This is a genomic window from Buttiauxella ferragutiae (genome assembly GCF_022637515.1).
Taxonomy (GTDB): domain Bacteria; phylum Pseudomonadota; class Gammaproteobacteria; order Enterobacterales; family Enterobacteriaceae; genus Buttiauxella; species Buttiauxella ferragutiae.
This window is the reverse complement of sequence record NZ_CP093332.1, coordinates 2,037,893-2,055,241: the sequence shown is the minus strand read 5'-3', so window position 1 is coordinate 2,055,241 and position 17,349 is coordinate 2,037,893. Positions and strand designations below refer to the sequence as shown.

Sequence of the window (17,349 nt, the reverse complement as noted above, 5' to 3'; positions counted from 1 at the left end):
GCTCCGAATTGACCACGTGCCGACGCAAGACTGACCCACTTCAAAATCGAAACTTTTATAGCATAGAGCGATTCGAAATCAGCATAAAACGGCTTTCGCAATCTCAGATGGTATGTACCTGGAAGGAGCAGGCAAATAGTAGTGGAGCCTATGGGAGGTTGTTAGATACAGATTGACGAACAAAACGTCATACAGCAGTAGCAGCTCCTGATATCCGCCACAGCAGAATAGGGGTCCGCTTGGAATACTGAAAATATCCTAGGTTAAGCCTGTTTTTTAAGCAGGTATGACAGGCAGCGACAAGCGGACCTTGGCCTCTAGGCCTTTAAGATGTGTAGTGGTCAACAAAAACTGGCCACAGCTTTAGAGTTTTTCCAGAACAATCGTTCTGATTCATTCGGCGTCAAACCACCATTATATTGATGAGGTCTGAGCTGGCTGTAATATCCTGTGATGTAATTCGTTATTGCCGTGCTGGCTTCGCTAAAATTCGCGTAGCCATTATCCGGTACCCACTCTGTTTTCAGGCTTCTGAAGAACCGTTCCATTGGGCTGTTATCCCAGCAATTTCCCCGGCGACTCAGGCTTTGCTTTATCTGATATCTCCACAGTAACTGTCTGAAATTCCTGCTGGTATAGTGACTGCCTTGATCCGAGTGATACAGTAAATTAGCCGGTTTTCCCCGTGCTTCCCAGGCCATCGACAGGGCTTTACCTGTCAGTGCGGAATCAGGGAAAAATGACACCGCCCAGCCAACCGGTTTACGGGAAAACAAATCGAGTACAACAGCCAGATAAGCCCAGCGTTTTCCCGTCCAGATATAAGTCACATCACCGCACCAGGCCTGATTAGGCTCGGTAACAGCAAACTGGCGATCCAGATAATTAGGGATCTCAATGTGTTCCTTAGACGCCTTCTTATAACGATGGCCAGGTTGCTGACAGCTGATAATATTGAGCGCTTTCATCAGCTTTGTTGCCCGCCAGCGGCTCAGTTTTATACCTTTGGTGGTGACCATTGCGGCAATGCTTCGCGCTCCTGCTGAACCGTTACTTTCGCGATAAACTTCGCGCACAAGGCTCAGTAATGCCACTCTCGTGGCGTCAGGCTTCCTGGGCTGCCGCCAGTATTTATAACTGCTGCGATGAACCCCAAACACGTTGCACACAACGGCAACAGGAAACCGCGCCCTGAGTTTCTCAACTAATGAGAATTGTTCAGGGAGTCTGACATCAAGAGCGCGGTAGCCTTTTTTAATATATCCCTTTCCATTTCAACGCGTTGAAGTCTTTTCTTCAACTCACGTATCTCAATCAGCTCAGGTGTCATGGGTGAAGCTATGGGTGATTTTCCCGCTCGCTCTTCTTTCAGTTGTCGAACCCATTTATCCATCGTGGATTTGCCGACATTCATCGCAGTGGCAGCGGCGGCAACGGTGTAATGCTGATCGAGTACAAGCTGGGCAGCCTCGAGGCGAAACTCGGGGCTAAAATTGCATCTGTTACGTCCGGTCATAATGTCACCTGTTTTGACTATGAGGTGATGATATCACCTCTATTCAGGTGGCCAAATTCACTATGCCACTACAATCCATAGCTGCCCCGGTCAAGTAAACGACACCTACATTTACCAGAATGCTACCACGGTGGGTTGCGTTTTAATGTTGGCAGTGCGGATTAAAACGGTTTCCCCACCCCTATAAATAAAGCCGGTGAGTCACTCTCTCAACATCAGATATAGGAATGAAACCAGCTCGTTCGTAAAAATGGAATGCGGCTTGCGGCGCATGCGTATTTAAATAATCAAACCATTCATCAGCCTCTTCAATTAACCTGCTTAGAAGTAAACTGCCAGTCTGTTGGCGCCGGTACTCGTACCCGACATAAAGATGCCGGATTCTACCGACCCGACGTTGCGAATCATATGGGTCAATATTCAACCCACAAACTCCAGTCAGCATGCCATTACTCAATACACCCAGTAACTTTTCACCAGGAGCATTAAACTGGTTACTACCATTTACCCAGTTTTCTTCCAGCCTAAACAACATGTTGAAGCCATTTGCTATGCTTTCAGATTTCAGATGACTAAAGCCTGAAGTTCCGGGAGTTACGGCCTCGATAGCTAAGTGCAAAACTCACCTCTTTTCAGTCTATTTCGTAGTAGTTTGTTTTGATTGTGAAAATCAGCGAAGTTAATGATTATCGCCTTATTTTGGACGTTCTAGCGCAACAGTACTTTACCAGTCAGATAAGTTGTTGCCTGCCCGCCTATGTGGACACGATCACCCACTAGCTGGCAGTGTAATTCCCCACCACGCCCGGAAACCTGACGCGCCAGCATCTGTGTTTTGTTCAATTTTTCTGCCCAGTAAGGAATGAGCATGCTATGCGTAGAACCTGTGACAGGGTCTTCCGCTACTGCTTCTCCAGGGCAGAAGAAACGGCTGACAAAATCGTATTTCCCTTCCCCCGGAGCCGTGATACAAACCATTTTTCCCAGTGGGAGCATGGCATTAATATTCGGGCATACTGCTTCTACCTGCTGTTGCTTCTCCATCACTACCATGTAATCACGCGCCACGCGCACTTCTTTGCATTCAGCGATGCCCAACGTATCCAGCAGTAAAGGCAGCGGAATAACGGATTCGGTTTTCCAGGCGGGGAAATCAAGCGTCAGCCATTGACCACTGCGTGTCACCGCCAGCGGGCCAACAAACCGGGTATCGAAATGGATAATCGTGCCCGGGTAATCAAGATGTTCAAAGATGACGTGTGCAGCAGCGAGTGTGGCATGCCCACACAAATCGATTTCACCCTGAGTGGTAAACCAGCGCAGCTCAAAGCCTCTATCGGTTGTGACAAAAAATGCTGTTTCTGACTGGTTATGCTGCTTAGACATTTTCAATAATGTCACATCGGGCAACCATTCCGTTAAGGGACATACTGCTGCGGCATTACCACCAAAAGTAGCGGTGGTAAAGGCATCTACCATGTAAAAATCTATTTGTTGCATAGCATAAACCTCTCATCGTTCTCGGGGTAACTCAGGCTCTACCATGCCACGACAACGCACAATTTCGAATTTTTTATGCACTCCACCCCCGCATTAGCGTTTTCCCCAACCGCTCTAACTTCTGCTCATCGTACATGCGCACCTGTCACAATAACCACAGGCAGTGTGAGCGAAGCGAGTACAGTTAAGCTCAATACCCAGGTAAGTGGCATACTCAGCTCAAAAAGATTTACAAAGCGTAATTTCCGGTGGCTACTTTTTCCGGAAAAGATAAACAGCAACTGCCGTCAGAACCCCGATTAAGGGCATGGCTCCAGCGCCAGCTAAGAAGTTATGGCTATCTATTCTCTTTTCCCTACGGATATCAGCAAAACGGGCTAGAGCGTGTTTTTCATTAGTGGCGCAGACTTCTTCAAATTGTTTTTCATAGCCCTTTGCAGTCAGTTGAGAGGCACCGTCCAGGTCTGCACTTTCCAGTACGACGGTTTTCTTACCCTTTTTAAAAAAACAATAATCTGGCATTTGTTGCTCCACATGGATGGGACGTGATTAAACAACATATCTGGCTGGAGTTAATTCCATATATATCTTCCGGTATATTCGCAGTTTAGTTGATATGCGCTAGAAAATCATTTTCTCGTTCCTGGTAAAAATCTGAAATAGCATTAACTAAAGTGGAAGGGGAATAATGAAAAGAAGTGGACGTTAACACAGTAATCATGAATATTTTTAACATATAACCCTGAGAGGGAGTTCTGTTGATATATTGTCAAGTCAAACCAACACTGGGGACTGCACTTCTTTGAAGATAAAACATCCCTCATATTGTTTTTTTGCTGGGACTGTTTCACGTTCGAAAGCGTGATGCCAGGCAATGCAAGCATCAGGTATTCGTGACTCTGTGAGTAAAGTACACACAGTCGCATCGGAATAGACTTCAAGAGAAAGAGGATCATGAATATGAAAACTGAACGACGATAAATCATTGTGTAAAGCACTCCCGCTCCGCGCAAGTTGAGCAATAGAATGACTTTGTAGAGGAAGAGTTTCCTCCAAGTGTTCTCGTACAGATTTCAGCTTTAACTCTCCATACTCCTGGCTACCACGGCGTTTTATATGCAGATTATGCAGCATAATTAGCATGCGATATTCTGGATGCTCTGACGATATATTGACCAATTGTTTAGCCATCTGGTTATCACGCCATTCAAAAAAATTTGGGGAGAACCTGGCTTTAATATATTCGTCAGTTTCACGCTGGCGAATTAAATGCCGCTCGACAGGAAAATCAGTTAAAACCCTACGAGGAATACAGTCTATCCCAAGGCAAGGGATTAGTCTGGACATCGCCCAAATTAACAAATTCACCGTCTCTTGAGTACGTAATATTCGAGGAAAGTTTTTCAGTCTGGAATGAGCATCTTCATTGTTCTGATGAGAAAGCAACATTCCATTACTATCAGCTTCAGATATCAAAATGGCTTGTTTGTAAAAATGGCACTCTGCAATTTCCAATCTCAACCTTGTATATTCCGACACACCGTGAATAGATTCACCCAGAAAGAAAAATCGCTTCCCAGAGAAAAGTAATGACTCTTCAATAGCATAACTAGTCGATCTAATCATCGGGTGATATCCACTTAATATATTTACATGTGATTAAGTTAATCTGTTATGAACTATATCTTAACTTTTTCTGGCCGCTAAGAGTACCTGGCCCGTTACCTTGTCATCGACACAGTAATGATTCAGCTCATGTCTACCTAAGTTGGAGTTATTCAATTTGAATAAATGCTCTGAACTCCTCTGCATTTACGTTCGCAAGCATCGAGGCTCTTAGAACTACAACTGGGTCGGCTAAAAGGTAACTGGAAACCAGATTGAACCCGGCGGTATAACCCAACCACCTTGGCAAATGGCTGGTTCCGTAAAACCATGCATTATGGTCGTAATCCGTACGATTCCAGTTTTCATGAAGTTGTAAAAGGTGCGGTTGTACTTCGTCTAAATTGAGGCTTTCCCAGGGCTCAGGCATACCTCCAAAAAGCTCAAGAGAAAAATGTCCGGCCAGCCCTTCAGACACAATAGCTTCGCCCAAAGTAAAACCATATCCCGGACCAGCCCACCTCGCTGCATGGTGTAGTTCATGAGCAAACATTCGTTCAATAGATTGAGCATCGTTTTTACAAAATGCAGGATTTTCAGGATCAACAGTTATATACACAACGCCGGACTCGGGACAATATCCTGAATGCCCTTTTTCTGAGATGACATAGGTTCCAGATTTCACCACAACATCCAGAGAAGGGAGCAGCATCAATCTTTGAGCTTGTGCGTAGGTATCAGTAAGGCAGGTATTAAGCCATTCACAGTAAGCTGTGAGTTTCTTCTGCGCATCTAAAATATGAAGGGTCATATTTGGCATGATGTTGTTACCCTATACAAAGTTAATAAATCACCACATGTTAAAAAACAAAGTTTCACTGTTCTTAATATGACTCAGCCGGGTTGAAGCATTCCAGAACTATAAAGTCCAGTTGTAGTGGTTCGGCAATACCGGACACCTTAATAGCCTGCCCATTTTACTGAAGCGCCAGTTCGCGGTTCCTGAGCCAGATAGGGTCTTGTGCGGAGGTATTACCTATATCTGGACAGGAAACCGCTGATATTACATCACTGTAGTGATGTCAAGTAATATTGGCCACGGTTTTACAGTAAAAATGGTATCTGTTCTCTGGCTCTTCCGGCGTCAGCCCACCATTATAATGGTGAGGTCTGACGCTATTGTAGTAGTTCAATATGTAACCATTAATTTGCTGCCGGGCCTCGTCCTTGCCTGCGTAACCATCTGTCGGCACCCATTCTGTTTTCAGACTGCGGAAGAAACGTTCCATAGGGCTATTATCCCAGCAATTTCCCCGCCGACTGACGCTTTGATTTATTCTATAACGCCAGACGATGCGTGTCAGTTTATTGGCCAGTGCGACAATGGCTTTCATTTTACCCCTTCGGTCAGTAAGGGTGCTTCAGCCATATACCTAATGCATCATCTCGCTTATGAGCCCAGTGCATAACAGAACGGGTACCATAAATAATCAGCGTCCTGAGGTCACGATTCCCGTTCCTGGTCATGGATGAGAGGCTGCTTTTCCCACCGGAGCTACGTTGTCTGGGAACCAGACCACACCAGGCGGATAATTACCGCCCGTTAGTAAACTGTTCAGCATTCACTTCACTCAGAAAAGCAGCGGCAATAAGTGAGCCAATACCCGGTATTGTCATCAGCACTTTGTATTTGGGTTGTTGTTGGCACAGAGCCGCAAGGCAGTGTACTGCAGAAAGAATGCGCTCATTAAGTGAGTGTATGTTTTCGAGCAACGAGAACAGCAACTGGCGTAGTACAGGGGAAATTAACTGTTCTGCATCCTCAGTAATATCGGGCAGCCGTTGCTGTAAAAAATGAATACCAACGGGGAGCTCAATCCCTTGTTCTGCTGCCAGTGACCTGGCCTGGTTTACCTGAGCAGTACGCTGCTCCACCATCAACTGACGCGCGCTTCGAAGAGCCTTAATATCCTGCTGCTCAACCGTTTTGATAGCAACGAAATGAATACCCGGGCGAAGCGCTGTCTCACAAATTACCAGCGCATCATTGGCATCGTTTTTTTGGTGATGTGTGAATGCTTTAATCGAACCGACAGGAAACTGACGAAGGGTATTAAGCAGTTTAACCCGGGAAACCTTACGGTTAAATGCAATGCTCCCGTCGCTCATCCAGACTCAGACCTGAAAGACAGATTTAGCCAGATCGATGCCGACGACTTTTATTGAGTTCATGATGCATTACCCCTGAAAAAAGAACACTCTGCATAAGTGTGGCAGGACTTGCGCTGAGTGAGGGTCGTCCATCACATCACTACATTTTGTTCAGTTGTGGTTTTCCAGGCCATTGGTTTCTCCGTCAATTTCAGATATGAAGAAACCAGAATGACATTGCACCAAAATCGTTTCGATAATTAAATGATATTAATCTGCGAAAAAAAATTCCAGCTCCAATACTCTTTGCAATGGTGCCAATTCAGACTAAATCAATGAAAGTACCCCCCCTTTCATTTATCGTTAAGTATAATATTTTCAAATCGGACAGCATCAGTGATGAATTTTCTGCTCCCACAAAAACCAATAAAACTCTCCAGATTTTCAACACTGACTATGTCCTCTAGGGCTAATAGTAAGCCAGAAACATAATCGTGATTTGTTAGTTCATTACCCGTTTTATCAATGTCCAATCGAAAGGCTATTTGTGAAGCCAATTGTGGTAAAAGATACTTCATGAAATCGATACCATTTCTCCTGCGAAATGCAAAAGAAATATGAAGAGAGTGAGACCCACATGGTTCAGGAGCATGCCAATGCCCCCGTGGAAAATATAAAAAATCGTTTTCTTTCAGAATAAAACTTTCACTGGGCTCACCCTCAGGAGCAGACATTGCGGATTTGTTTTCTGCAACCGGAAAGGCAAAATCAGGTTCATAAAGATGCTATTTTTTCTTGCCGCTTAGTTGAAACATAAGCGTATCGCTATTATCCCAGTGAGTAGTAAATCCTTTATTGTCGCCCACACTGAAAAAAACGGTTGCTCCGGTCTTTTCCTGAAAAAAAACAGATAATGATTCGGCAACCGCCGGATAGTCGTTGACAGATCTTCAGCAAAATCCAGCGCCAGGGTGGCACCGTTTTCAATCTCCTGTATTACACGTTGAGGAATGAGTTTAATTATCCCCTCCCCCATAGCCGAGTGGCTCCGTTCATTATACTCTGCAGGCGCAAGCGGCTTTCCCGAACGTACTAATCTACAGCGCGGAAAGGACAGGCGGCGTGTGTTGATAATCTCTTCAAGTTCCGCAGGCGTCAGAATCTCTGCTGCTGCCACATCAAACTGGCATTTAAAAACTTTATTTTGCTGATAACAGTGCATGAATTGTTGAAAACGGTCATGCCCCAGAAACACATCAATGGCATAGTTTTCAGGTTTCATATTTGTGCTCCTCGCGTTTGTAAAATGCTTTCGGATAGGTTTTTTCGTAATACCCTTTCATCTCAGCTTCATCGAGTGAAAGTGCCCGACGTAAATGAAATGAAAGTAAAATAACGGGTGCAATCAACATCACTATGACACCGGAAATGACAGTAAACGGAACCACACCTAATAAATTTATATACCACCCTGTAATGGCCACGCCAAAAGGATTCGCTAGGCTGGATAAAAAGGCAGCCATAGCGCTCATTCTCGTTCGGTAGTCACGCGGCGTTGCCGTCGAACGCAGCGTACTGAGATTGACATTGATAAAAATAAATGCCGTACCGCATAAGAACGCTAACACGATTGAAATATAGATATTCCCCATCAATACAATTGCTATCACACTACTGCCTAAAAGGACAAAACCAAATAAAACATTATTGAGCCGCCCCGCCCACTCTCTTACAATAGTGTTAATATAAAGACTACTAACAATCAGCCCCAAAGCAAATGAGAATTCGAATGCCCCAAGATAGGCCACGGGAAGCTTTAATTCAGAATTCATCCAGTACGGTATAGTCACAGAAAAAAAAGGGAACATCGTAAAATTAATAACGGATGAAATTAATGCAATATGAAACTCTGATTTAACATGATAAATCGCTTTAAATGCCCCTTTCGTTTTATGGAACCAGGTCTCCTTTTCGCCAGTTAAAACAGCATCCACATCATATTTAAATAATAGAACAACAAATGCGATGCAGGACGATACAAAAACCAACGCACAAATATACAGCGCAACTCCTGTCGAAAAAATTGAAATAAGCGAAGCCGCAATCACCGGACCTATCAACATAATTATGGAATTGATAGTTGAACGGTGCGATATAGCTTGCGTCACTTCCCCTTCTGCAACGAGATCGGGAATTAGCCCCATAATCGTCGGCTCACGCACAGATGAGATAACGCTCATCACCACGAGTCCCGAGGTGATAAACGCCAGATTGAAATATCCGAGATAACTTGCCAGGCAGAATAATGCGATGATCCCTAACACAGCGAACTGGCAAACGATGATAAATTTGATTCGATTGAAGTGATCGCCAAATGACGCCAGAAACGGTTTAAGGTAAATCTCTGCCGCCACGGATATCGCAATGAGTGAAGAAAAAGCGACCGCCGAGTGTGTGACTTGCAGGCACCACCAGGCCATGGCAAGGCGAAAAATATGCCCCGACACCATGCCCAGCGATGTGCCCGTTTGCAATAAGAAGATACGGGGGCCAAGAGGCATCAACACATCAACTTTCATACAGCCCATCCCATTCGCGCACATTTTGCTTTTCGCTTTGTGTTAGCCCCATAATCCCGCCGGTTAGGTTAACATCTTGGGTAAATCCCTGATCCTGTAAAAACAGGATAGTGCGTTTGCTGCGGCTCCCTGATTTGCAGTAACACACTATCAGTTGATCCTGAGGGAGTTCTGCGATGCGTGCTGGCAACTCCCGCAATGGGATATGCATACCGCCGATGGAAATAACATTACGTTCAGCCGGTTCCCTGACATCCAGTAAACACAGACCGTCATTGCGTGTTTTCAGCGCAACCAACTGATTGAAATTGATGCTTTCAATTTCACCTAACTCATCACAGGCCGGTTTGATAACTACCCGACCACGTTTTTTGAGCTGTAATAATGAGGACCGGTTGCTCAGAGAATCATAAATCATGACGCTATCGGTAAGTACATCCCCAATGCCGGTAATTATCTTAATCACTTCCCCGGCCTGCATCGTCCCCAGTATCCCCGGGAGCATTCCCAGTACACCCGCGTCGCTGCAATTTTCGCGCAGCCCGGCATGTGGGGGCTCCGGGAACAAATCGCGATAGCTCAATGCTGTTTCTCCATTCTTGCAATGATGGAAAACGGCTGATTACCCTTCGTATTGAAAAATAGAGGCATACACCAGCGGCGTTCGTTTCTTCTCGCAAACATCATTGATGAGATATTTCGCATCAAAATTATCCGTACAGTCAACAACGATATCGGACGCTTCAAAAACAAAGGCGACGTAATATATAGCCAATGACAATCCCCAGTTACTCTCAATACTGTATTACAATAACCGACGAAAATGCTGGGTATATGCCCAGCATTTTTTCCATAAAGTTTTAGTTTAACTCTAATACAGGTGCAAATTGCTTCTGTACCGCTACCGCTGTTCGGCGGAATGCAACCCCCTTCTCATCAAACAGGTACGCATGATTCGATGGGATCATTAGTCCAACGTCATCACCTAGCCCCAGGCCCGGCTCTTCTGAATGCTTTACTAACAGAGGATCAAATCCGTCAACGGATACATAGAAGTAAGCGGCTTCGCCAAGGTGTTCGATATGCTGAATCTGCCCGACCAGGTGTGCTTCAGATTTATCACACAGACGTAAGTGTTCTGGACGAACGCCCACTTTTACCTGTTCGCCCGAACGAGCTACGGCTGTATTGACCTGCACCTCAATTTCTTCACATGCCCCACCCAGACGCACTCTGGCGGTCTGCGCAGTTCCTTTAATCAGCTTGGCCGTCAGGAAGTTCATTTTTGGTGAACCAATAAATCCTGCGACAAAATCATTTACCGGATGGTGATAAAGCTCCAGCGGATGACCTACCTGCGCGATCGAACCTTCATTCAGCATCGCAGCACCACTGTTCAGCAACACAATCTTATCCGCCAATGTCATTGCTTCGACCTGATCGTGAGTTACATAAATCATCGTGTTGCCAAGTTGATGATGCAGTTTGGCAATTTCCACACGCGTTGCGACACGCAGTGAAGCATCAAGATTAGACAACGGTTCATCAAACAGGAACACATCGGGGTTACGTACAATAGCCCGTCCGATCGCCACTCGTTGACGCTGCCCGCCAGACAGCGCCTTTGGCAAACGTTGTAATAATGGCTCCAGTTGCAGAATCCTCGCAGCGTTCAGGACCCGACGTTCGATCTCAGCCGGTTCGGTTTTCGCCAACTTCAGATTAAACGCCATGTTGTCATAAATGGTCATATGCGGATAAAGCGCATAACTCTGAAACACCATCGCAACACCACGATCAGCCGGTGCGAGTTTGTTCACAACCTTATTCCCAATGGTGATCTCCCCTGAAGTGATGGTTTCAAGCCCAGCAATCATGCGCAACAACGTCGATTTTCCACAACCCGATGGCCCGATGAACACGCAAAATTCACCATTTTTGATTTCCAGATCGACCATGTTAATGACCTGTGTCTCATGAAAGCGCTTAAAGATATTGCTTAGACGTATACCCGACATAATTTATAATTCCCCTCTTCTGAGCTACTTAACGCTGCCCATGGTTAAACCGCGCACCAAATGTTTTTGTACCATTAGACCCAGTACCAGCATTGGAAACATCACCAGAGTTCCTGCTGCCGTCAGCGGCCCCCACTCAGTACCCTGGAAGGTCAGGAATGAGGTGATTGCGACAGGTAACGTTTGTGTGGAGTCACCAGAGAGCGTCAGGACAATCTGGAATTCGTTCCAGATAAAAAACAGAGTCAGCACACCTGATGCCGCCAGACCGGTGCGTGCAAGTGGCAGCATGATACTTAAGAACACTCGCCACTCACTCGCCCCGTCAACACGGGCAGCTTCACGGATTTCGGGTGGAATATCTTCAAAAAAGGTAGTAACCATCAGTATGGTGAAAGGCACATTCGCCACGGTATACACCAGAATCAGCACCAGATAGTTGTCAGTCATACCGAGTTTGGTAATGAGGTAATAAACAGGAATCACCAGTATGATCACCGGTGCATAGCGAAGGCTCATGATGAACTGTTTCGCCTGCCCTTTGCGTTCGATAAAGAATGCCATTCCGTAGGCAAACAGAGAGCCAAGTACCAAGCACAAGAGCGTTGAGACTAGCGATATCAGCAGACTGTTACCAAAAGCACGGATAAAATCTCCGTTACTCAGCACCTGCCGGTAATTATCAAGAATCGGCGTAAACCACAGTTTGGGCGGCATGGCGAATGCGTCGATATAAGTTTTAAACGACATCGTCACCAGCCAGTAAATAGGCAAAAGGAAAAACGCCAGGATCAATACCAGCACGAGATAGAAGCCAGTTCTCCGGCAGATAAACTTCAATGAATCACTCATCTTTCATCACCTTTTTACTGGCAAATGACAGTACCGCGATCACCAGCAGCGTATTGATGAGGGCAATGACCACCGCCGCGCTGAGCCGAAAATCCTGGAACCCGGTGAGATAGGCATACATGTTGGTGGTTTCCGTTGCGAGCGCAGGACCGCCGCGGGTCATCACATAGATAAGATCGAAAGATTTGAAGGCATCAATCATACGCAGGAACAGCGCCATCAGAATGATCGGCTTCATCATCGGCAGTTTAATGAACGCCAGCAGGCGCCATCCACGCGCCCCATCCAGCTCTGCAGCTTCCAGCGGCTCACTTGGTAGCGCATCAAGCCCGGCAGAAACCAGCAGAATAATAAATGGGGTCCACTGCCAGATATCTGCCAGAATCAGTGATGCCATAGCAGTACCCGGATTACCCAACCAGTCAATCGGCAAGATCCCCACCAGACCCGCCAGCCAGTTAAATAAACCCGCGTTAGGATCGTAGAAAATTCGCCAGATAAGCCCTGCGACAATTGGCGTGACAATCATAGGAAGCAGCAGCAGCGCTCGTACCAGTTTACGCCCCACAAAGTCGCGACTGATGAGCAACGCTACCGCACCGCCAAATACCAGCTCTGTTATCGTTGAACCTGCCACATAAACCAAAGTGTGCCAGAGTGATAACCACATGCGTGGTTCCTTCAGCACTTCGATGAAGTTCGCCAGGCCGATAAAATTAAACGGTGGTGGGGACATCAGATCGATGTCGTACACTGACAGATAAATGGCGTAACCCAGCGTGTAGAACGAAACCAGCAGCAATACAATCAGTAACGGCAGAGTAAACGCCTTCTGCGTGAGTTTTGCTTTCATAGTTTTACCTGGACCTGCAGAGTAATTTCACATCCGCCAGCGCAACTGCACTGGCGGAAAGTGGTTAATGGGATAACGCTTTATCATTACGGGTGTTTGCTGCCTGAAGTGCACTCTCCACTGTCTGAGTCCCTGCCAATGCCTCAGACAGCGCTATACCGGTGATATTGATAATCTGCGTTGACTGCGGAACGGTCGGAAGATACTTCGCGTTGCCGTTTTTCAGCGCCGCAAGCATGCCATCCTTAAAAGCACCGTAACGTTTGGTGTATGCGTCACTATTGATAGCGCTAAGTGAGCTCACGCCAGCGTTCGGATTCAGTTCTACCGACTTCATCTGAGTCTGTTTTTCAGTTGCCCAACTGATAAATTTCCACGCGGCAGCCTGATTCTTACTGTCGCTAGAAATATACATACCGTGAACCTGAAGCGCACCGCTGTTACCTTTATGGTCACCCGTTTGTGCCGGTACCGGTGCGTACCCTACCTTCCCAACAACGGAAGACTCTTTTGGATCTTCGTTAAAACCACCATTGACGGTTGAGTCGATGGTCATGGCTGCTTTGCCCTGCTGGAATACCAGGCGGTTTTCCTGCCAGCCAAAGTTTGCTGCACCAATCGGACCGTAGTTCTTCAGGACATTAACAAAAGCTTTCGTCGCTTCGATTGCCTGTGGTGATGAGATAGCAGATTTGCCACTGTTATCGATCCATTGCCCTCCATAGCCCCAGAGGAATGCAGCCCATGCGAAAGTATTCTGAATCCCCTGCGCTCCGCGCAGAGTGATACCAGCAACCTGACCATTCGTTTTCTCTTTGATAGTCTTCGCCGCGGTTACCAGCTCATCAAAGGTTTTCGGAACAGTAATACCGTACAGCTCAAACAGGTCTTTACGGTACATCAGGAAAGTACTTTCACCATACACAGGTAGACCGTAGTAACCCTCTTTATAACGCAGCGTCTCGGCGTAACTCGGGACAAAATCAGCTTTGTCATAAAATGTAGTATCACTCTTCATCCACTTATCGACAGGTGTAATGTAGCCTGCCGAGGCATAACCTACAGCGTGTACCCAGTCATCCATAACGACGTCGTAACGTCCACTATGTGAGGAGAAGGCCAGCAGAGCTTTAGAGGTGAGATCGCTGTAAGGTACGATCTCAGCCTGGACCTTAATACCGGTCTCTTTTTCAAACTCTGGTAATAGTGCTTTTATGGAATCACTGGTGCTATGCCCCTCAAGCAGGACACGAATAGTTTCCTGTGCGTTGGCATTAACAGACAGCAGTAGCGTGCTGATAATACTTGCAATACCTATTTTTTTTATGCTCATCTCATCACCTGGTTATTTAGTCAGAATGTCTGACCCGAACGATTTCCCCAGTACGGGCAGAGTCCATAATGGCAAGGGTAATGCGCAAGGCTTCGTTAGCCTCCTCGCCGGTAGCCACACTGGTCGAACCGGTGCGAACATCAGCAAGGAATGCCATCAGCTCCTCGCGCAGATCACCTTTGATTTCCCCCTGGCTTAGCGGCCAGTGTTGAGTGTCGATATCGTGGTTCATGCTTTCGGATGCGTGATACAGACCGGACTCACCGCATTCAATTTCAATCAGGCCCTTGGTCGAGAGAATCGACATTTTGGCGTCAAGCAGTGTGCGTGAACCGGCGGGCAGTGCCCATGAGCTTTCCAGATTCACCACGGTTCCATCTTCAAAGCGGATGATGGCGAAAACTGAATCCTCTGTACCCAGATGACCCAGCAGTTTGTTAGTGGTCTGCGCATAAACAATTACCGGCCTGGTATGCTTCAGCAGCCAGAGGATCATATCAACGTCGTGAACAGTGACGTGCAGTGGCAATGGCAGGCTACCGCCGTAACGAGCCGGACCTTCTATCGCAGGACTGTTGCGACGTGCAGTAATATGACTCACTTCTCCTGCACTACCGGTAGCGAGGATTTCCTGTGCGCGGGAGTAGCGCGGGTCGAAGCGCAGCAGGAAGCCGATCCCCAGTTTCACATTTGCGTCATGCACAGCACGGATGATAGCTTCACCATCTTCCATCGTGGCTGCGATCGGTTTTTCGAGAAAAATGTGTGCCCCCGCTTTAGCCGCCGCGAGTGCGGGTGCAAGGTGGAAGTCATCTTTGGTACAGATACTGACAATGGTCGGTTTTTCCTGTTCCAGCATCTGGTTGAAATCTTCATAGCAATTCAACTGCGGGATCCACTCCTTCAGCGCTTCGAGTCGAGATAAGTCCGGATCAGCCACGCCAACCACCTCCACGCCATACATCTGTTGCCAGATCCGGGCATGCATTGCCCCCATGAAGCCTGCGCCGACGACGCACACTTTAATCACGCTATCTGTCATCTCACTTTCCTCAGTACTTAGTTTGAAAAAAACTGTGTAACAACCTCGCGACATGTTCAGCGATTCAATTAACACACCAGAAAAAGTCCAGATTAATACCAAAAAATAAAAATACATAAAAATCAATGCAATTAACATTTACTTGCGAATTATTGCAACATATTTAACCTGTTATACTGCCTGTTTTTTAGCCCTGTCCAGTACAATTACAGTGCTTGAGATCAAAATTTGAGCATCGTCACAATGCAAGAAGTATTAATTTAAAATACCAATTTACACATCTGGTATTATTGTGGTTATCTACTTGACAATTGCAAAACAAAAGGAACGAAAAAATGGCGATTGACATAAATAGACTTAAAGATCAGCTAATTGTATCTTGCCAGCCGGTAACTGATGGGCCTATGGACAGTACAGACATCGTGGTGGCTATGGCGCGCAGTGCTGAACTGGCAGGTGCAGGTGCAGTACGGATTGAAGGCGTTGACAATGTACGTCAGGTTTCCAGATACTTGGATATTCCCGTTATCGGGATCGTTAAACGCGATCTGGACGATTCACCAGTGCGTATTACCCCCTTCCTGAACGATGTCTCAGCATTGATTGTTGCCGGAGCTAGTGTCATTGCGATTGACGCCACGGATCGTACTCGCCCGGTGCCCATTGCTGAACTTTACCAGCTGGCACGTCAGTCAGGCGTACTGGTGATGGCGGACTGCTCAACGTTAGCGGAGGGTATCGCCGCTGCAGAGCTGGGATTCGATTTGATTGGCACAACGCTCTCGGGCTATACGGAGGAAACAACCAGTCAACCTATGGATCGTCCGGATATCGAACTTATTTCTGAACTGGCCGAGCGTGGCTATCTTGTCATGGCAGAAGGGCGTACACGTACTCCCACTCATGCAGCGGCAGCGCTTAAAGCCGGTGCTTTTGCGGTAACCGTGGGTTCAGCCATTACGCGTGTTGAACATATCACTGAGTGGTATAACAGTGCGCTGGCCGAGGTCATCAACGGGAGAACACCAACATGATCCTGGCTCTGGATATCGGCGGTACCAAACTTTCCGCGGCGTGGCTAGAAGGTCAACACTGTATTGATCGTAAGCAGGTCGCAATGCGCCACGATGAAACAGGTTTTATTACTGCACTTCGTGAGATCACACAATCTGATTATCCGGTCGAACGTGTCGCGGTAGCTGCTACAGGCTATCTACGAGAGGGGTGTGTCTGGTCAGTAAATCAGAATACGATTCCTTTCTGGAAAGGTTTTCCTCTCAGGTCTGTGTTAGAACAGCAGTTTAACTGTCCGGTCGTCATGCTGAATGACGCACAAGCTGCCGCATGGGGAGAGTTCCTTCCGCGCCGCAAACAGCTCTCAAACCTGTTGTTTATCACGCTTTCTACCGGTGTAGGTGGGGGGCTTATTTATGATGGGAAACTGCGTATCGGTCCGCACGGGCTATCCGGGCATATCGGCCATGCGACAGTCAATATCGCCCCCATGGATCCGTGCGCTGGGAGTTGTGGCTGCGGACGTATCGGTTGTCTGGAACATGTTGCTTCCGGTACTGCGCTGGCACGGCAGGCCACAGCTAGCTTTGGACGTCCCCTCGACAGTCGCCAGCTTTTTGAGCTTGCCGATACAAACCCACAAGCCGATGCAATTGTTAATAACGCCGCCGTTGCGGTCGCGCAAGCAATAGCAGATACATTGATGGTAGTGGATATTGAAGAGGTGGTGATTGGCGGAAGCGTGGGTCTGGCTGATGGCATGCTGGAGCGAGTACAGAAGGCGCTCCAGGAATTTCCTGAGCTGTTTAAGTTGCCAGTTACCCCCGCACTGGGAGGCTCCGATGCAGGATTACTGGGTGTTGCAGACTGGGCACAACACCAGTAA

The 17,349-nt window shown here is 46.9% G+C and carries 16 protein-coding genes and 3 pseudogenes; 2 read left to right on the top strand and 17 right to left on the bottom strand.

Features of this window, described 5'->3' with window-relative positions:
• Positions 1 to 341: 341 nt before the first annotated feature.
• The 17 genes and pseudogenes from MNO13_RS09465 to MNO13_RS09385 form a co-directional block, all read right to left on the bottom strand.
• A protein-coding gene (locus tag MNO13_RS09465) for an IS3 family transposase (RefSeq protein WP_241939875.1) occupies positions 342 to 1,516 on the bottom strand; the annotation gives its coding sequence in 2 pieces (ribosomal slippage) (positions 342 to 1,258 and positions 1,258 to 1,516; 1,176 coding nt in all).
• Positions 1,517 to 1,697: 181 nt separating this feature from the next.
• Positions 1,698 to 2,135 carry a GNAT family N-acetyltransferase gene (locus MNO13_RS09460; RefSeq protein ID WP_241939874.1) on the bottom strand — a complete coding sequence of 146 codons (438 nt, stop codon included), beginning with the start codon at positions 2,133 to 2,135 and terminating at the stop codon, positions 1,698 to 1,700.
• Between the two features lie 89 nt (positions 2,136 to 2,224).
• Complete coding sequence (locus tag MNO13_RS09455) at positions 2,225 to 3,016, bottom strand: PhzF family phenazine biosynthesis protein (RefSeq protein WP_241939873.1); 792 nt, start codon at positions 3,014 to 3,016, stop codon at positions 2,225 to 2,227.
• 252 nt (positions 3,017 to 3,268) lie between these two features.
• Positions 3,269 to 3,538 (bottom strand): hypothetical protein, encoded by a 270-nt coding sequence (locus MNO13_RS09450; protein ID WP_241939872.1) that lies wholly within the window; start codon positions 3,536 to 3,538, stop codon positions 3,269 to 3,271.
• Positions 3,539 to 3,790: 252 nt separating this feature from the next.
• The gene (locus tag MNO13_RS09445; RefSeq protein ID WP_241939871.1) at positions 3,791 to 4,642 is read right to left on the bottom strand and encodes a TraB/GumN family protein; all 852 of its coding nucleotides are present in this window, start codon (positions 4,640 to 4,642) and stop codon (positions 3,791 to 3,793) included.
• A 148-nt stretch (positions 4,643 to 4,790) separates the two neighbouring features.
• Positions 4,791 to 5,441, bottom strand: coding sequence for a DUF2268 domain-containing putative Zn-dependent protease (locus MNO13_RS09440; protein WP_241939870.1), 651 nt, complete (start codon positions 5,439 to 5,441; stop codon positions 4,791 to 4,793).
• 262 nt (positions 5,442 to 5,703) lie between these two features.
• Positions 5,704 to 6,790 (bottom strand): annotated as a pseudogene (locus MNO13_RS09435) (IS110 family RNA-guided transposase).
• 335 nt (positions 6,791 to 7,125) lie between these two features.
• Positions 7,126 to 7,638: pseudogene (locus MNO13_RS09430) on the bottom strand (JmjC domain-containing protein).
• Positions 7,575 to 8,054, bottom strand: a complete 480-nt coding sequence (locus MNO13_RS09425) for a hypothetical protein (protein WP_241939869.1) — start codon at positions 8,052 to 8,054, stop codon at positions 7,575 to 7,577. The pseudogene MNO13_RS09430 and the gene MNO13_RS09425 overlap by 64 nt, the downstream one beginning before the upstream one ends.
• A complete protein-coding gene (locus tag MNO13_RS09420) occupies positions 8,044 to 9,351 on the bottom strand; it encodes an MFS transporter (RefSeq protein ID WP_241939868.1) in 1,308 nt (435 codons plus the stop codon). The genes MNO13_RS09425 and MNO13_RS09420 overlap by 11 nt, the downstream gene beginning before the upstream one ends.
• Positions 9,341 to 9,769 carry a rhodanese-like domain-containing protein gene (locus tag MNO13_RS09415; protein ID WP_422387219.1) on the bottom strand — a complete coding sequence of 143 codons (429 nt, stop codon included), beginning with the start codon at positions 9,767 to 9,769 and terminating at the stop codon, positions 9,341 to 9,343. The genes MNO13_RS09420 and MNO13_RS09415 overlap by 11 nt, the downstream gene beginning before the upstream one ends.
• Before the next feature lie 12 nt (positions 9,770 to 9,781).
• A pseudogene (locus MNO13_RS24500) lies at positions 9,782 to 10,126 on the bottom strand (ThiF family adenylyltransferase); the annotation flags it as partial.
• 85 nt (positions 10,127 to 10,211) lie between these two features.
• A complete protein-coding gene (locus MNO13_RS09405) occupies positions 10,212 to 11,369 on the bottom strand; it encodes an ABC transporter ATP-binding protein (protein WP_232886903.1) in 1,158 nt (385 codons plus the stop codon).
• Between the two features lie 24 nt (positions 11,370 to 11,393).
• Positions 11,394 to 12,221 (bottom strand): carbohydrate ABC transporter permease, encoded by an 828-nt coding sequence (locus MNO13_RS09400; protein WP_232886902.1) that lies wholly within the window; start codon positions 12,219 to 12,221, stop codon positions 11,394 to 11,396.
• On the bottom strand, positions 12,214 to 13,074 hold the full coding sequence (locus MNO13_RS09395) for a carbohydrate ABC transporter permease (protein ID WP_232886901.1): 861 nt from the start codon (positions 13,072 to 13,074) through the stop codon (positions 12,214 to 12,216). The genes MNO13_RS09400 and MNO13_RS09395 overlap by 8 nt, the downstream gene beginning before the upstream one ends.
• A 64-nt stretch (positions 13,075 to 13,138) precedes the next feature.
• Positions 13,139 to 14,407, bottom strand: a complete 1,269-nt coding sequence (locus MNO13_RS09390) for an ABC transporter substrate-binding protein (protein ID WP_241939866.1) — start codon at positions 14,405 to 14,407, stop codon at positions 13,139 to 13,141.
• A gap of 16 nt (positions 14,408 to 14,423) precedes the next feature.
• A complete protein-coding gene (locus tag MNO13_RS09385; protein WP_232886899.1) occupies positions 14,424 to 15,449 on the bottom strand; it encodes a Gfo/Idh/MocA family protein in 1,026 nt (341 codons plus the stop codon).
• Positions 15,450 to 15,784: 335 nt separating this feature from the next.
• Here MNO13_RS09385 and MNO13_RS09380 point away from each other — a divergent pair, with 335 nt between their 5' ends.
• Together MNO13_RS09380 and MNO13_RS09375 are read left to right on the top strand one after the other, a co-directional pair.
• Positions 15,785 to 16,483, top strand: a complete 699-nt coding sequence (locus tag MNO13_RS09380) for an N-acetylmannosamine-6-phosphate 2-epimerase (RefSeq protein WP_232886898.1) — start codon at positions 15,785 to 15,787, stop codon at positions 16,481 to 16,483.
• On the top strand, positions 16,480 to 17,349 hold the full coding sequence (locus tag MNO13_RS09375) for an N-acetylmannosamine kinase (protein WP_241939865.1): 870 nt from the start codon (positions 16,480 to 16,482) through the stop codon (positions 17,347 to 17,349). Before MNO13_RS09380 ends, MNO13_RS09375 begins: the two co-directional genes overlap by 4 nt.

Coding starts and splice junctions, on each gene's coding strand:
- MNO13_RS09455 (WP_241939873.1), bottom strand. CDS start 3,016: ATGCAACAAATAGATTTTTACATGGTAGATGCCTTTACCACCGCTACT.
- MNO13_RS09450 (WP_241939872.1), bottom strand. CDS start 3,538: ATGCCAGATTATTGTTTTTTTAAAAAGGGTAAGAAAACCGTCGTACTG.
- MNO13_RS09445 (WP_241939871.1), bottom strand. CDS start 4,642: ATGATTAGATCGACTAGTTATGCTATTGAAGAGTCATTACTTTTCTCT.
- MNO13_RS09440 (WP_241939870.1), bottom strand. CDS start 5,441: ATGCCAAATATGACCCTTCATATTTTAGATGCGCAGAAGAAACTCACA.
- MNO13_RS09425 (WP_241939869.1), bottom strand. CDS start 8,054: ATGAAACCTGAAAACTATGCCATTGATGTGTTTCTGGGGCATGACCGT.
- MNO13_RS09420 (WP_241939868.1), bottom strand. CDS start 9,351: ATGAAAGTTGATGTGTTGATGCCTCTTGGCCCCCGTATCTTCTTATTG.
- MNO13_RS09415 (WP_422387219.1), bottom strand. CDS start 9,769: ATGATTTATGATTCTCTGAGCAACCGGTCCTCATTATTACAGCTCAAA.
- MNO13_RS09405 (WP_232886903.1), bottom strand. CDS start 11,369: ATGTCGGGTATACGTCTAAGCAATATCTTTAAGCGCTTTCATGAGACA.
- MNO13_RS09400 (WP_232886902.1), bottom strand. CDS start 12,221: ATGAGTGATTCATTGAAGTTTATCTGCCGGAGAACTGGCTTCTATCTC.
- MNO13_RS09395 (WP_232886901.1), bottom strand. CDS start 13,074: ATGAAAGCAAAACTCACGCAGAAGGCGTTTACTCTGCCGTTACTGATT.
- MNO13_RS09390 (WP_241939866.1), bottom strand. CDS start 14,407: ATGAGCATAAAAAAAATAGGTATTGCAAGTATTATCAGCACGCTACTG.
- MNO13_RS09385 (WP_232886899.1), bottom strand. CDS start 15,449: ATGACAGATAGCGTGATTAAAGTGTGCGTCGTCGGCGCAGGCTTCATG.
- MNO13_RS09380 (WP_232886898.1), top strand. CDS start 15,785: ATGGCGATTGACATAAATAGACTTAAAGATCAGCTAATTGTATCTTGC.
- MNO13_RS09375 (WP_241939865.1), top strand. CDS start 16,480: ATGATCCTGGCTCTGGATATCGGCGGTACCAAACTTTCCGCGGCGTGG.